Raw genomic sequence first — 14,561 nt, 5'->3', positions numbered from 1 at the left:
AGCGGCAGCGCGCGGAAAAAATGTAGAGCGGACGGTCAGTACGCTGTTCCAGAAAAAATGCCGCGATGTCCGCGGCATTTTTCCTCCGGTCAGGGCGCCTGGGACGGCGCCATTCCTTCAGTTGCCCGAGGCCACCGGCTGGCCGGCTGCGAGCATTGCAGACCTCACTTGACGCCGTGCATCAGCTTGTTGATCAACGGGGCGATCAGGAACAGCAGCACGCCCGAGCCAATCAATGCCCAGAAGCCGAGCGTGTAACCGTGCAGGGCGGACTCCACCGACATGCCGGTTTCGCCACTGATGAACTTGGAGTAGATACCCGACAGGTTGTTGCCGATGCCGGTGGACAGGAACCAGCCGCCCATGCCGAAGCCGACCAGACGCACCGGAGCCAGCTTGGTCACCATCGACAGGCCGATCGGCGACAGGCACAGCTCACCGACCGACTGGATCACGTAGACCATGAACAGCGTCCAGAACGGGATCTTGCCATCCACGACCATGGTCGACAGCGCCAGCATCAGCAGCGCGAAGGCCGCGCCGTTGAACAGCAGGCCGAGGCCGAACTTGCGCGGAATGGACGGATTGGCGCTGCCCATCTTCACCCAGATCCAGGCCACGAGCGGTGCCAGGGTGATGATGGCCACCGAGTTCACCGACTGGAACCACGCGGTCGGGAAGGTCCAGCCACCGAGGTCGCGGTTGACGATCTTGTCGGCCAGGAAGGTGAAGGAGCTGCCGGCCTGCTCGAAGAACATCCAGAACATCACGTTGAAGATGAAGATGATCAGCATCGCGATCACGCGATCACGCTGGACCTTGCCCTCGCGGATGCCTTCCACGAGAAGCAGCACGCCCAACCCGACGAACAAGGCGCCCAGGATCCAGGCCAGCACGGTTGAACCGGTCGAAAGCAGGAAGTAGGCCACCGGGATGGCGAGCATCGCGCCGATGAACACCACGGCGATGCGACCGAAGCCTTCGGCGCCGGCCGGCGGCGCGCCGATACCCTTCAGGCCGGCGCGGCCGATATAGAACCACACCAGGCTCAGCAGCATGCCGATACCCGAGGCGATGAACACCACCTTGTAGGACGGCATCGCTTCGGTACCGAACACCTTGCGGGCGAGGTAGTCGGTCAATACCGGCGCGATCATCGCACCGATGTTGATGCCCATGTAGAAGATGGTGAAGCCCGAATCGCGGCGCTCATCCTTCAGGCCGTACAGCTTGCCCACCATGGTGGAGATGTTCGGTTTGAACAGGCCGTTGCCGATGATGATCGTGGCCAGGCCGAGCTCGAACACTTCCTTGTTGGGCACCGAAATCATGAACAGACCCGCCGCCATGATCAGCGCGCCGGTCAGGATCGAACGCTGGTATCCCAGGACCCGATCGGCGACATAGCCGCCAAAGATCGCGGCGGCGTACACCAGTGCCAGGTAGGCACCGTAGGTAACGCCGGCCTCACCCTCGCCGGCGGAGTCGCCGTTGTGGAACTGGGCCACGATGTACAGCACCAGCGCCCAGCGGATCCCGTAGAACGCGAAGCGTTCCCAGAACTCGGTCATGAACAGCATCCACAGCGGGCGCGGGTGGCCCAGCGTGGTCTTGAACTCCGGCAACGCCGGTTCGGGAACGGATTTCGCGGCGGCGTCTACGCTCATGCGGGATTCCTGGGTTCGGTGGAAGACATGCACGTCCGATGTGCGAAACAGCGCGGGAGAATCACAGAACAACGGCGTTCACGTCAAATACACACCGATCTGTGCAGCTCGCCGCGTGGTCGCTGAACTTGCATCTGCAACTACCGCCCCGCCGCCGCCAGCGCAGCAATGGCGGGGCTTCCAGCACCGTACGGCGGATCCCCCGGGAATACATGAATAGGCTTGGGGACCCGGCTCGTCGGCTCAGGCGTCGGGCGGCATCGGGTCGTCGTTGCGGATCGTGGTGCGCACCTGGAACAGCTCCGGGAAGAAGGTCAGCTCCAGGGCCTGGCGCAGGAACCCCACCCCGCTGGAACCGCCGGTGCCGCGCTTGAAGCCGATCACCCGCATCACGGTGCGCATGTGGCGGAAGCGCCAGAGCTGGAACGCGGTTTCCAGGTCTACCAGGTCCTCGCACAGCGCGTATTCGCGCCAGTAGCGGTCGGTGTTCTGGTAGATCCGCTCGAACACCGGGTGCAGGGCGTCGTCGGCCACGTGCGGCTGTTGCCAGTCGCGGTCCAGGTAGCCAGCCGGGATGGCATGCCCGAAGCGGGCCAGGTAGCGCAGGAACTCCTCGTACAGGCTGGGCGCGTCCAGTACCTGCTGCAGCTGCGCCTGTCCGGCCGGGTCGTGCGAGAACACCTGCAGCATCTGCGCGTTCTTGTTGCCCAGCAGGAACTCGATGTAGCGGTACTGCAGCGACTGGAAGCCCGACGACGGGCCGAGCACGTCGCGGAAGCCCATGTACTCGGAAGGCGTCAGGGTTTCCAGCACCGACCATTGCTCGGTGAGCTGGCGCAGCACCAGCTTGCTGCGCGCCAGCACCTTCTGGCACTGCCAGACCTGGTCGCGCTGCAGGAAGCCGATCGCGGCACGGAGCTCGTGGGCCAGCAGCTTCAGCCACAGCTCCGAGGTCTGGTGCTGGATGATGAAGAGCATTTCATCGTGGTGCGGGGGGGTGGACAGCGGCTGCTGCGCCGAAAGCAGCTGGTCCAGTCGCAGGTAGCCGCCATAGGTCAGGCGCCCCTCCAGGTCGGTGTGGATACCGGCTTCAAGGTCGCGTTGGTTCTTGTCGACAGACATGGCGGGGGCCGCTGGAGGGGGCCAAAAGGGTAGCGCACCGCCCGCGCCGGCGGGTGGGCGATTCCATGCGCAGGCGTGTGGTGGGCGGCCCGGCACCGGAATCTGCGCTGCAGGCAGGATGGCTCGCGTGCGAAACAGCCACCGACCACGGCCACTCATGCCCGGTTGATGCACCTGAATACGTTGAAGTCATTGGCGTTTGGTGCCCCCCATGGGGTATACCGGGCCCATGTCCCCGGGACAGTTGCTGCGCCGCAGGACGGCTTTTTCGTCCGCCTTCCTTAACATGGCAATTCATATCATTTGTAACTTCCTGTCGAAGGTGCAGTACGCAATGACGGTTGCCGCTGAGTTCAAGATCGAATACCTGCAGTACCTGGACACGGACGGCACGCTCGTCCGCGATGACCTGCCCGAGGCGCTGCGCGACCCACGCGCGCTGCTGCCGATGTTCAAGCAGATGCTGTTCGTGCGTGTGTTCGACGGCAAGTCGATCGCGTTGCAGCGCACCGGCAAGCTGGGCACCTACGCCGCCTGCCTGGGCCACGAAGCCGCGCATGTCGGCATCGGCGCTTCCATGCAGAAGGACGACGTGTTCGCACCGTCCTACCGCGAGTATGGCGCGATGTTCATGCGTGGCGTGCGCCCGCGCGACGTCCTGATGTATTGGGGCGGTGACGAGCGGGGCAACGACTACGGCGGCAACGCCGCCAAGGACTTCCCGTTCTGCGTGCCGATTTCCACCCAGTGCCTGCACGCCGCCGGCGCGGCGCTGAAGTTCAAGCTCAACCAGGAAAAACAGATCGCCGTGGCAGTCTGCGGTGACGGTGGCAGCTCCAAGACCGACTTCTACGCCGCGCTGAACTCGGCCGGTGCGTACAAGCTCCCGCTGATCCTGTGCATCGTCAACAACGGCTGGGCGATCTCGGTTCCGCGTTCGGCCCAGACCGGCGCCGAAACGCTGGCGCAGAAAGGCCTGGCCGGTGGCCTGCACTGCCTGCAGGTGGACGGCAACGACCTGATCGCGGTGATGGCCGCCATGCTGCAGGCACGCGAACGCGCGCTGGCCGGCGACGGTGGCACCGTGCTGGAACTGATGACCTACCGCCTGTCCGACCACACCACCGCCGATGACGCGCGCCGCTACCGCGACGATGCCGAGGTCAAGGATGCCTGGCAGCGCGAGCCGATGCTGCGCCTGCGCAAGTACCTGATCGCTGCCGGCGTGTGGAGCGAGGAAGAGGAACAGGCCTGGACCGTGGAATGCGGCAAGCGCGTGGATGAAGAGGTGAACCTGTACCTCAACACCCCGGTGCAGCCGGTCGAGGCGATGTTCGACTTCCTGTATGCCGATCCGCCACAGGACCTGCTGGCCCAGCGTGCACAGGCCATTGCTCTGGAGCAGCGCCATGGATGAGATCAAGAACGGCGCGCCCGGCGCGCAGACCAACGCCGCCGACAGCGCCGCCATCGCGCGCGGAGAAGACAGCATGACCACCACGCCCATCACCCTCATCGAAGCCATCACCCAGGCGCTGGCGTGGGAGCTGGAACACGACAAGTCGGTGCTGGTGCTGGGCGAGGACGTCGGCGTCAATGGCGGCGTGTTCCGCGCCACCGCCGGCCTGCAGCAGCGCTTCGGCGCCGACCGCATCCTGGACACCCCGCTGGATGAAACCACCATCGCCGGCCTGACCATCGGCTTGGCCGCGCAGGGCATGAAGCCGGTGGCCGAAGCCCAGTTCGATGGCTTCATGTACCCGATGGTGGACCACATCATCTGCCACGCCGCGCGCCTGCGTTACCGCACCCGTGGCCGCCTGCACTGCCCGATGGTGCTGCGCGTGCCGTGGGGCGGCGGCATCCGTGCGCCGGAACACCACAGCGAAGCCAACGAGGCGATCTTCACCAACGTGCCGGGCCTGCGCGTGGTGCTGCCGTCCTCGCCGCAGCGCGCGTATGGCCTGTTGCTGGCCGCGATCCGCGAGCCGGATCCGGTGATCTACATGGAGCCCAAGCGCATCTACCGCCAGTACAAGGAAGTGGTGGTCAACGATGGCGAAGCGCTGCCGCTGGACGTCTGCTTCGTGCTGCGCGACGGCACCGACGTGACCCTGGTGACCTGGGGCGCGCAGGTGAAGGAAGCGCTGGAAGCGGCCGACAAGCTGGCCGGCGAAGGCATCAGTGCCGAAGTGATCGACGTGGCCACGCTGCGCCCGCTCGACTTCGCCACCATCGCCGAATCGGTGGCCAAGACCGGCCGCTGCGTGATCGTGCAGGAGGCCCCGAAGACCGCGGGATTCGGCGCGGAGATCGCCGCGCGCCTGGCCGAGGAGTCGCTGTACGACCTGCTGGCACCGGTCGAACGTGTCACCGGCTACGACACCCACATTCCGCTGTTCCGCCTGGAAATGAAGTACCTGCCCAGCGTGGACCGGATCGTGAGCGCGGCCAAACGCGCGGTGGCGGCGGGCTGACATGCGGGCCAGACTTCTGGGCCCGTACCGCAGCCAGTATCCCAACCCGCTCCGGTTCCGCACCGGCCAGATCGTCGAACTGGGTGTTCGTGACGAGGAATGGCCGGCGTTTGCCTGGGTACGTACCGACGACGGGCGTGCCGGCTGGGCACCGGTGGCGTGGTTGCAGTTGCTGGACGATGGTCGCGCGGAGGCCCTGCGCGACTATGACGCCCGCGAACTGGACGTGGACAGCGGTGAAATGGTCAAGCTGCATCATGAACACGGCGGCTGGTGGTGGTCCGAACGCGCGAACGGCGCGACGGGCTGGCTGCCGGCCCGCGATCTCGAACTGCTGGAAGAGAACTGCACATGAGTGAGAACAAGAATTTCCACCTGCCCGACCTCGGCGAAGGCCTGCCCGACGCCACCATCGTCGAATGGTTCGTCAAGGAAGGCGACGTGATCACCCTCGACGAGCCGCTGGTCTCAATGGAGACCGCCAAGGCCGTGGTTGAAGTGCCTTCGCCGTTCTCCGGCAAGGTGCTGAAGCTGGCCGGCGGTGCCGGGGACATCATTCCCACCGGCAGCGTGCTGGCCCAGTTCGAACTGGACCCGAACCTGCCGCAGCGCGCCGATGGCCAGGACACCGGCCACAGCCACGGCCATGCCGCACCGGCGCCCACGCCGAGCACCGGCCAGACCGCCCCGGCCCAGCCGGACAAGGTGGTGGCCTCCGATGACGGTGGCGAGATCGCCAAGCCGGGCGCCGAGCGCGATGACGCCGGCACCGTGGTCGGCGCGATGCAGAGCTCCAATGCCGTGCACGCCGAACAGGCAGTGGCGGTCGGCGGGGTGAAGGCCGTGCCGGCGGTACGTGCCACCGCCCGCAAGCTGGGCGTGGACCTGAGCCGCGTGCGTGCCACCGGCGCCGATGGCGCGGTGACCATGGCCGACGTCAAGCAGGCCGCCGCCGATGGCAGCGCCAAGGTCGGCGCTGCGCCGGCAGCCGTGGCCGCTGCCCCGGTCGCCGCTGCGGCACCCGTGGCCCGCGCCGCCGAGGCCCGCGCACCGTTGTCGGCCGCCGGCAAGCCGATGCGTACCCAGCCGCCGGGCGTGGTCGCCAAGGGCCAGCCGGAACCGCTCAAGGGCGTGCGCCGCAACATGGCGCGGGTGATGGCCGATGCGCACAGCAAGGTCGTGCCGACCACCCTCAACGACGATGCCGACATCCACGCCTGGGTGCCGGGCAACGACGTCACCGCCCGCCTGGTGCGCGCGATCGTGGTGGGCTGCCAGAAGGTGCCGGCGCTCAATGCCTGGTTCGATGGCGATGCGCTGACCCGCACCCTGCACGCGCACGTGGACGTGGGCATCGCGGTGGACACCGACGATGGCCTGTTCGTGCCCGCCCTGCGCAACGCCGACGTGCTCGATGCGCGCGGCATCCGCGAGGGCGTGAACCGCCTGCGCGAGCAGGTCGAAGCACGGTCGATTGCCGCGTCCGAGCTGAGCGGCTACACCATCTCGCTGTCCAACTTCGGCATGTTCGCCGGCCGCTACGCGACCCCGGTCGTGGTGCCGCCGTGCGTGGCCATCGTCGGTGCCGGCCGCGCCCGCCACCAGATGACCCCGGTGATGGGCGGGGTGGAAGCGCACAAGGTGATTCCGCTCTCGGTCACGTTCGACCACCGCGCCGCCACCGGCGGCGAAGCTGCGCGCTTCCTGCGCGCGATGCTGGACGACCTGGCGCTGGCTAACTGATCCATCCCCTGGATGTGTTGGATGCGATGACGGCCACCCCAGGGTGGCCGTCATCGTTTGGCGCCCCGGGTCACGCCAGGTCGGCGGATCCCACGATGTGCACGCCAGGGCGGGGTTCCAACGCAGCGTCCACCATCGCGGCGGCGATGCGCTCGGCGGGATTGATCCGCCACGCGCGGGGAAGCAGCGGCCCCAGCGCGCCCAGCACCAGGCTGGCCAGGTGCTCGCCGGTGCGGCGTTCGCTGCGCTCGCCACCAATCAGGCCAGGTCGCACCAGGGTCAGCGACGGATAGCCCAGGCCACGCAGGTCCTGCTCCAGCCTTCCCTTCACCTGGCTGTAGAAGATCCGCGACCCGGCGTCGGCCCCCATCGCCGAGTTCAGCACGAATGCATGCGCACCGTGGGCCCTGGCCTGGGTTGCCACCTGCAGGGGATAGTCATGGTCGATACGGGCAAACATCTCGCGGCTGCCGGCCTGCCTGATGGTGCTGCCCAACGCGCAGATCACCGCATCCGCCGCCCACCAGTCCGCGTCCAGCGGCAGCTGCTCGAAGTCCACCACCGGGTTGAACAGGGCCGGGGCGGTCAGCCCCAACGGGCGCCGCGTGGGCGCCACAACCGCATCGCAGCGGTCATCGTCCAGCAGCTGCCGCAGCACGTGCCCGCCCACCAGCCCGGTTGCCCCAACCAGCATCACCTTCATCGCATACTCCCGCCACCGGATTGCCTACCATCGTGGCACAGCCTGTCGTTCAAGCCGGCGACAACGGCGCCGATATCGTTCCAACATTGCCAGGACCCGCCGCATGAAGGACCCGCAGGACGCCCACCCCAGCCCCGGCACCGCCGTGGGCCGGCTGCTGTCGCGCCGCCAGGCATCGGCCACCGTGGTCGGCGCGCGCGTGGACGCCGCGGCGGTCAAGGGCGGCAGCAGCGCCATGCTGCAGCGCCTGTTTGCCGGGGCCGACCAGCCCGAGCCGTTGCTGGCCGCGTTTGCCCACGGCATGTCCACCCTGCCCGGTGAGCTGGGCGACATGGGCCTGCGCCTGCAGTCGGCGCAGCGCAGTGCCGACTGGGTCAGCTATGGCCGCGCCATGCGCCAGCTGATCGACAAGTACATCCGCACCATCGAACAGGACAGCCCCGACGGCCAGCCCGACAGCCTGCGCCTGCGCGAGCTGCTGCGCCTGACCCTGGGCGTCACCGTGGCCAGCCTGCTGCAGAACATGCCCGAGCTGAAGGATGAGCCGGTGCAGCTGGCCGCCGAGCTGCGCCAGTGGCACCCCGGCCAGCCGCTGCAGCCGCTGGAGCTGCGGCTGCGCGAGCTGACCCACCAGATCGGGGTACGCAGCGACGGCTGGCAGGAGCAGCAGGAACTGCTGCTCAGCCTGTTCGACCTGTTGCTGGACAACATCGGCGAGCTGCTCGACGACAGCAGCTGGCTGCACGGGCAGGTGCATGCGGTGCGTGCCCTGATCAGCGGACCGCTGGACCGCGATTCGGTTGACCAGGCACGCGCCAACCTGCGCGAAGTGATCTACAAGCAGGGTCTGCTCAAGCAGGGCATCGTCGAATCCAAGGCGGCCATGAAGAGCCTGATGGGCGGCTTCATCGAACGCCTGGATGGCATGGCGGTAAGCACGGGGGAGTACCACGACCGGATCAGCAGCTACGCGCTCGCCTTGAAGGAGGCTCGCAGCATCGCCGATCTCAACCAGCTCCTGCAGGAGGTGCTGCAGGACACCGGGCGTGTGCAGGAGCAGGCGTTGCAGGCGCGCGACCATCTGGGCAACGCGCGGCGCGAGGTCGAGCAGGCCGAGGCACGTATTGCCGAGCTGGAGCAGGAGCTGCGCGATGTATCCGGGCTGGTGCGCACTGATCCGCTGACCGGCGCACTCAACCGCCGCGGATTCGACGAGCTGCTGGAACGTGAGCTGGCCCGTGCGCAGCGGCACTCGCATCCGCTGGCACTGGCGCTGCTGGACCTGGACGATTTCCACCAGACCAACAGCAGCTATGGTCACCCCGGTGGCGACGCGATCCTGCGCCACCTGGTCACGGTCTGCCAACTGCTGCTGCGCAGCACCGACACCATCGCGCGTATCGGCGGTGACGAGTTCGTGCTGTTGATGCCGGAAACGCCGGGCGCGGACAGCATGTCCACCGTGCTGCGCCTGCAACGCTCGCTGGCGCAGCGGCCGCTGGAGCTGGACGGGCACCGGGTGCTGGTGCACTTCAGCGCGGGCCTGGCCCAATGGCAGCCGGGCGAAGGCGGCGAAGCACTACTCAAGCGCGCCGATGCGGCCTTGTACGCGGCAAAGCGGGTGGGCAAGAACCGCGTACAGGCAGGCTGATTCAATCACCACGCACAGCCGCGCCCTCAATGCGCCGCAGTCTTGCCGCGCGCCTTCTGGACAGCGGTCACGGCGGCCAGTACCACCGCACCGGCGATCACGCCGACGACCAGGTTCGCGCCCGCTTCCACCAGCCAGCCCCACGGCGCCACCTTGGCGGCGATGCCCACCACGAAGTGATGCATGGCCGGCACGTTGTGCACCAGGATGCCACCGCCGACCAGGAACATGGCCAGGGTCCCGGCCACCGACAGGAACTTCATCAGCCACGGTGCCGACACCAGCAGGCCGCGGCCGAAGGCGGCCAACCCGCCGCCCTTGCGCGACAGATACAGGCCTGCATCGTCGAGCTTCACGATGCCGGCCACCAGCCCATACACGAACACCGTCATGCCCAACGCGATCACCACCAGCGCGGTGACCTGGTTGAGGAACGGCGCGGCCGATACCACGCCCAGCGACAACACGATGATTTCGGCCGACAGAATGAAGTCGGTGCGGATCGCCCCCTTCACCTTGTCCTTCTCCCACGCGACCATGTCGACCTTTTCGTCGGCCAGCGCCTTGAGCCGCGCGGCCTTCTGCTGCTCGTCCTCCTCCTTCGAATGCAGGAAGCGGTGGGCCAGCTTCTCCACGCCCTCGTAGCAGAGGAACGCGCCACCGATCATCATCAGCGGCACCACGATCGGGATGGGATAGCCCTTGCCCTTGAGCCAGGCCTCCAGCGCACTGATCGCCAACGCCGCCGGGACCAGGATCGCCTTGTTCACCAGCGAGCCCTTGGCCACCGCCCACACCACCGGCAGTTCACGGTTGGCGCTGACCCCGGTCACCTGCTGCGCGTTCAGCGCCAGATCGTCGCCCAGAACGCCGGCGGTCTTCTTGGCCGCCACCTTGGTCAGTATCGAAACGTCATCCAGCAGGGCGGCAATATCGTCGAGCAACGCAAACAGGCTGGCACCGGCCATGGCAATCCAGAAATCGGGGGGTGGCGCCGATTCTGACCGATCCGGCCACCTTCGGGGAAGATCGCCAGGATTCACCGCCCCACCACTGCCCTGCGGCGACACTGCCGGTTCGTCCCGTCACGGAGCCCTGCTTGAATACCACGCCCGTTGTTCCCGGCTCGCCGTCGCTGGTCAAAGGCATGAACCGCCGCAGCCAGATCCTGCGCCTGCTGCTGCGCTACCGGCATTCGGGGGTGTTCTCGGGAATGAACCTGGATTCCCGCGCCGTCCACGACCTGCCGCCGGAGGGCAACCCGGAACAGTTCGTCACCGATCTGGAGTCGCTGGGTCCCACCTTCGTCAAGCTGGGCCAGATGCTGTCCACCCGCCCGGACATGGTTCCGGTGGAGTTCGCCACGGCGCTGGAGCGCATGCAGGAAAAGGTTGCCCCGATCCCGGTCGAGCGCATCTACACCATCATCGAGCAGGAACTGGGTGCGCCGGTGTCCAAGCTGTTTTCCAGCTTTGACCCGGTGCCGCTGGGCTGCGCCTCCATCGCACAGGTGCACCGCGCGCAGCTTCACGATGGCCGCGAGGTCGCCGTAAAGGTGCAGAAGCCGGAAGTAGCGGCGCAGCTGCGGTCGGACCTGGAGGTGCTGCGAAGCTTCGCACTGGCTGCCGACCACCTCACCCAGGTGGGTCGGCGGGTACGCCTGCGCGACTGGCTCAACGAGTTCGCCAAGACCCTGATGCAGGAGCTGGATTACCACGCTGAAGCCGAAAACCTGCAGCGCTTCGGCCAACATCTGCGGCCGTTCAGGCCGCTTTGGGTGCCGCAGCCGATCTGGGACTACTGCAGCCATCGCGTGCTGACCATGGAACTGGCGCAGGGCGTGCGGGTGGACATGATCCCGGACGTACGCCGCACCGAGGAGCCGATGGCACCACTGGCCGCCGCGCTGATCCGCGGCTATATCGACCAGATTTTCGTGCACGGCGAGATCCATGCCGATCCACATCCGGGCAACCTGCGCGTCACCCCGGAGGGCCGCCTGGCCATCTTCGACCTCGGCATGGTCGCGCACATGCCGCCACGGTTGCGCGAACGGCTGCTCAAGCTGTTGTTCGCCGCAGTGGATGGGCGTGGTGAAGAAGTGGCGGACGAGATCATCGGTATCAGTACGCGGCTGGAAGCGTTCGACGAGGAACGCTATCTGCGCGAGACCGGGCAGGTCATTGCGCGCTATGCCGCAAGCGGCACCTTCTCGGAAGGCCGCGTGGTGCTGGACCTGGTCCGTATCGCCACCGCCAGCGGCCTGCGCACGCCACCGGAACTGAGCCTGCTCGGCAAGGCGCTGCTGAATCTTGAAGCAGTGTGCCGCCTGCTGTCGCCGGACCTGGACACGCGTCGCATCGTCGAACGCCAGCTCCAGCATGTGATGCGGGCACGCCTGAAAAAGTCGCTGTCGGCGGCCAACCTGGCCAGCGAAGCAATGGAAGTTCAGCAGCTTCTGCGTGAGGGGCCGCGCAAGATGTCGGACATCCTGGCATTGCTGGCCGAGAACCGCCTGCAGATGAAGGTGACCGGGCTGGAAGAATCCAGGCTGATGGAGAACCTGCAGAAGATCGCCAACCGGGTGTCGGCCGGCATCGTCACCGCGGCACTGATTCTTGCGGCGGCGTTGATGATGAAGGTTGACACCGGCTGGCACCTGTTCGGCTATCCCGCCATCGCATTCATGTTGATGTTGATCGGCGTACTGCTTGGATTGGGCATCATCCTCAGCGCGTTGTTGTTTGACCGGCGCGCGCGTTCCAGGGAAGAGCGCGGTCATCGATAGCAGGCCTGCCCGCCCCGGCGGGCATCTGCAGAAGGTGCGCGTCCGCGCGCCTTCTTCACGCATGTTTTACCCTTTTGAATGCAGCGCGGTGTAGGCGCGCCCAATCCATTTCCAGCAAACATTTCAGTCAGGTTCGTGCAGGCATGATCCAGTCATCGGTCTGTCATGCAGGTGTGGTTGGACAGCCGATCGCACCTGTCTCCGCTGCCGATGATGCCCATGCTCTGGATCCTGCTGCTGTCACTGTTGCTGCTCACCGGGTTGTTGCTTGCGTCGGGTCGCTGGGCGTGGTGGAAGGCGAGCCTGATGACGGTGCTGTTGCTGACGCTCAGCGCATGGTGGTTGATCAACAAGCTCTCCGGCGATGGCCTGAATGCGGCAACGCTGTACCACCTCGGTGCGGACATGGAAGGCGCCGGCGTCTCGGACTTCAAGGGGTACATCGCCGGCTTCATCGCGCTGGCCCTGCTCTCGCTGCTGCCGCTGCTGGCCCCCCGTATCACGCGCTGGCACCGCAACGCGCATGGTCGTGGCGTGTTCGCCGGCTTCCTCGCCGTGTGGGTGCTGGCAATCGGCGTCAGCCCGCTGTACCGCGACGGCCAACGCCTCTACCAGCAGATGCGTCCAGTCGACTACAGCATGGTCGCCCCGGAATACCGCGTGCCGAAACAGCCGCTGCGCACGCCGCGCAACATCGTGTGGATCTACGGCGAAAGCCTCGAGCGCACGTATCTGGATGAGGCCACGTTCCCCGGTCTGATGCCCAACCTCAACCGCCTGGCCGGGCAGGCGCTGGATGTGCGCGGGCTCATCTCGGCCGAAGGCGGTGGCTGGACCATCGCCGGCCTGGTGTCGTCGATGTGCGGTGTGCCGCTGACCACCGCGCAGGGCGATGAGAACAGCATGGACCGCATGGGCAGCTTCCTGCCGCAGGCAGTGTGTCTGGGCGATTACCTCAAGCAGCAGGGCTACACCAACCATTACCTGGGCGGCGCCAATGGCCTGTTCGCGGGCAAGGGTCAGTTCCTGGCCACCCACGGTTTCGATGCGGTGGATGACCTGGCGTGGTTCAAGCAGCAGAAGATCGCCCGATCGCACTTCTCCACCTGGGGTGTGCATGATGACGTGCTGCTGGACAAGGCGTACGACCGCTTCATGCAACTGTCCAAGGCCGGCCAGCCGTTCATGCTGACCACGCTGACCATGGACACCCACCACCCCGCCGGGCATCTGCCGGTGGCGTGCAGGCGCACCCGCTACAAGAGCGACTACGGCGATATCGGTCTGCTGAACGCGCTCAAGTGCACCGATGGGCTGATTTCCAGGCTGGTCGACCGAATCCAGGCCAGCCCGTATGGCGAAGACACCTTGATCGTCATCGCGTCCGACCACCTGGCCATGCCCAACGACCTGAGCCACATCCTGGCCAACCAGGAGCGGGAGAACCTCCTGCTGTTCCTGGGCAAGGACATCGCCCCGCGTCAGCTGGACGCGCAGCACGGCTCCACACTGGATTCTGGCGCGACGCTGCTCAGCCTGATCGAGCCGGAGATCGGCGAGATCGGCTTTGGCCGCTCGCTGCTGCAGCCCGGGCGCCCGGCCAGCGCCAGCGCGGCCGTGTTCCGCGACGACGGCAGGGATTTCCCACGATACCTGGCCTTCTCGCGTTCGCTGTGGCTCGGCGAGAAGACCCGTCAGCTGCGCATCGATGACGACAACCAGGTGGTGATCGGCCTGCAGCACGTGCAGCCGCCCGTACTGCTGGAGTACGACAAGCAGTGGGACCTGAAATCAGTCTATCTGGAGAACACCTCCAAGCAGTTCGACCTGGCCGATCCGGACAATACGCTGGCCTACGTGGACCGCTGTACTGCCTTCGAAGACGGCTCGGCCGATGGTGACTGGTGCGCCATGCTGGTCAATCGCGACAAGGGCATCAAGCTCTACCGCGACGACCAGCTGCGCGACGGCTTCGCGGTCGATGCGCCACTGGATCCGTTCAACGGCCCGCGGCCGAGCATCCGCCAGGCGCACATGATCACGCAGAAAGGCCGGCGCACGCGTGCGGGCCAGTACATGCTGCAGTTCGTGGCCAAGCAGTCGCCCGACCGTGGTTTCTGGATCGAGGCCGTGTCGTCCAAGCGCAAGGTCGTGGTTGCCCAGCAGTGGGTGCAGCCCGATGCGGAAGGTCGCATCAGCGTACCGTTCGGGCTGGACCACGAAGTGGATGATCTGGAGATCCGCGCGTGGCTCAACCATGCCGAGAAGCTGGCGGTCGACAACTTCGCGCTGGTCCCGTCACGACGTGGAAATCGCGGCTGATTCTGCGAACCGCCGCACAGCCTGAGCGCGAATGGACCGGCACAATCGTGCGCCCCAACTGAACCCGGGGGAGTGCCCATCATCGTGG

Annotated in this window: 10 protein-coding genes and 1 pseudogene; 7 read left to right on the top strand and 4 right to left on the bottom strand. The window is 66.5% G+C overall.

What is annotated here, in order from left to right; genetic code table 11:
- Positions 1-164 precede the first annotated feature (164 nt).
- Positions 165-1,667, bottom strand: coding sequence for a peptide MFS transporter (locus tag ACTJI4_RS01085; RefSeq protein ID WP_392922628.1), 1,503 nt, complete (start codon positions 1,665-1,667; stop codon positions 165-167).
- A 243-nt stretch (positions 1,668-1,910) separates the two neighbouring features.
- Complete coding sequence (locus tag ACTJI4_RS01080) at positions 1,911-2,789, bottom strand: tryptophan 2,3-dioxygenase (RefSeq protein WP_392922625.1); 879 nt, start codon at positions 2,787-2,789, stop codon at positions 1,911-1,913.
- A gap of 334 nt (positions 2,790-3,123) precedes the next feature.
- Between ACTJI4_RS01080 and pdhA the strand changes: the two genes are divergently transcribed.
- Genes pdhA through ACTJI4_RS01060 form a run of 4 tightly spaced genes read left to right on the top strand, consistent with a single transcriptional unit; the run spans position 3,124 to position 7,009 of the window.
- Positions 3,124-4,206 (top strand): pyruvate dehydrogenase (acetyl-transferring) E1 component subunit alpha, encoded by a 1,083-nt coding sequence (gene pdhA / locus ACTJI4_RS01075; protein WP_392922622.1) that lies wholly within the window; start codon positions 3,124-3,126, stop codon positions 4,204-4,206.
- Complete coding sequence (locus tag ACTJI4_RS01070; protein WP_440868285.1) at positions 4,199-5,266, top strand: alpha-ketoacid dehydrogenase subunit beta; 1,068 nt, start codon at positions 4,199-4,201, stop codon at positions 5,264-5,266. The genes pdhA and ACTJI4_RS01070 overlap by 8 nt, the downstream gene beginning before the upstream one ends.
- A 1-nt stretch (position 5,267) precedes the next feature.
- Positions 5,268-5,621, top strand: a complete 354-nt coding sequence (locus ACTJI4_RS01065) for an SH3 domain-containing protein (RefSeq protein WP_068854313.1) — start codon at positions 5,268-5,270, stop codon at positions 5,619-5,621.
- Positions 5,618-7,009 (top strand): dihydrolipoamide acetyltransferase family protein, encoded by a 1,392-nt coding sequence (locus ACTJI4_RS01060; RefSeq protein ID WP_392922615.1) that lies wholly within the window; start codon positions 5,618-5,620, stop codon positions 7,007-7,009. Before ACTJI4_RS01065 ends, ACTJI4_RS01060 begins: the two co-directional genes overlap by 4 nt.
- A 70-nt stretch (positions 7,010-7,079) precedes the next feature.
- On the opposite strand, the gene ACTJI4_RS01055 is transcribed toward ACTJI4_RS01060, so the two are convergent.
- Positions 7,080-7,712 (bottom strand): NAD-dependent dehydratase, encoded by a 633-nt coding sequence (locus ACTJI4_RS01055; RefSeq protein ID WP_440868284.1) that lies wholly within the window; start codon positions 7,710-7,712, stop codon positions 7,080-7,082.
- 103 nt (positions 7,713-7,815) lie between these two features.
- Here ACTJI4_RS01055 and ACTJI4_RS01050 point away from each other — a divergent pair, with 103 nt between their 5' ends.
- On the top strand, positions 7,816-9,363 hold the full coding sequence (locus tag ACTJI4_RS01050; protein ID WP_392922610.1) for a GGDEF domain-containing protein: 1,548 nt from the start codon (positions 7,816-7,818) through the stop codon (positions 9,361-9,363).
- 26 nt (positions 9,364-9,389) lie between these two features.
- Here the strand turns inward: ACTJI4_RS01050 and ACTJI4_RS01045 are convergent, their stop codons facing one another.
- Positions 9,390-10,331, bottom strand: coding sequence for a DUF808 domain-containing protein (locus ACTJI4_RS01045; RefSeq protein WP_392922608.1), 942 nt, complete (start codon positions 10,329-10,331; stop codon positions 9,390-9,392).
- 176 nt (positions 10,332-10,507) lie between these two features.
- On the opposite strand from ACTJI4_RS01045, the pseudogene ACTJI4_RS01040 reads away from it, so the two are divergent.
- Positions 10,508-12,151 (top strand): annotated as a pseudogene (locus tag ACTJI4_RS01040) (ABC1 kinase family protein); the annotation flags it as partial.
- 219 nt (positions 12,152-12,370) lie between these two features.
- Positions 12,371-14,473: a phosphoglycerol transferase I gene (locus ACTJI4_RS01035; RefSeq protein WP_440868283.1), complete on the top strand. Its 2,103-nt coding sequence runs from the start codon at positions 12,371-12,373 to the stop codon at positions 14,471-14,473.
- Positions 14,474-14,561 lie beyond the last annotated feature (88 nt).

Source organism: Stenotrophomonas sp. 22385 (genome assembly GCF_052045085.1).
GTDB lineage: Bacteria > Pseudomonadota > Gammaproteobacteria > Xanthomonadales > Xanthomonadaceae > Stenotrophomonas.
This window is presented reverse-complemented; position numbering and strand designations above follow the sequence as displayed.

What these genes read in the sequence shown, in the direction of transcription:
- ACTJI4_RS01070 (WP_440868285.1), top strand. Translation starts at nt 4,199, where the DNA reads ATGGATGAGATCAAGAACGGCGCGCCCGGCGCGCAGACCAACGCCGCC.
- ACTJI4_RS01060 (WP_392922615.1), top strand. Translation starts at nt 5,618, where the DNA reads ATGAGTGAGAACAAGAATTTCCACCTGCCCGACCTCGGCGAAGGCCTG.
- ACTJI4_RS01080 (WP_392922625.1), bottom strand. Translation starts at nt 2,789, where the DNA reads ATGTCTGTCGACAAGAACCAACGCGACCTTGAAGCCGGTATCCACACC.
- pdhA (WP_392922622.1), top strand. Translation starts at nt 3,124, where the DNA reads ATGACGGTTGCCGCTGAGTTCAAGATCGAATACCTGCAGTACCTGGAC.
- ACTJI4_RS01085 (WP_392922628.1), bottom strand. Translation starts at nt 1,667, where the DNA reads ATGAGCGTAGACGCCGCCGCGAAATCCGTTCCCGAACCGGCGTTGCCG.
- ACTJI4_RS01055 (WP_440868284.1), bottom strand. Translation starts at nt 7,712, where the DNA reads ATGAAGGTGATGCTGGTTGGGGCAACCGGGCTGGTGGGCGGGCACGTG.
- ACTJI4_RS01050 (WP_392922610.1), top strand. Translation starts at nt 7,816, where the DNA reads ATGAAGGACCCGCAGGACGCCCACCCCAGCCCCGGCACCGCCGTGGGC.
- ACTJI4_RS01035 (WP_440868283.1), top strand. Translation starts at nt 12,371, where the DNA reads ATGCTCTGGATCCTGCTGCTGTCACTGTTGCTGCTCACCGGGTTGTTG.
- ACTJI4_RS01065 (WP_068854313.1), top strand. Translation starts at nt 5,268, where the DNA reads ATGCGGGCCAGACTTCTGGGCCCGTACCGCAGCCAGTATCCCAACCCG.
- ACTJI4_RS01045 (WP_392922608.1), bottom strand. Translation starts at nt 10,331, where the DNA reads ATGGCCGGTGCCAGCCTGTTTGCGTTGCTCGACGATATTGCCGCCCTG.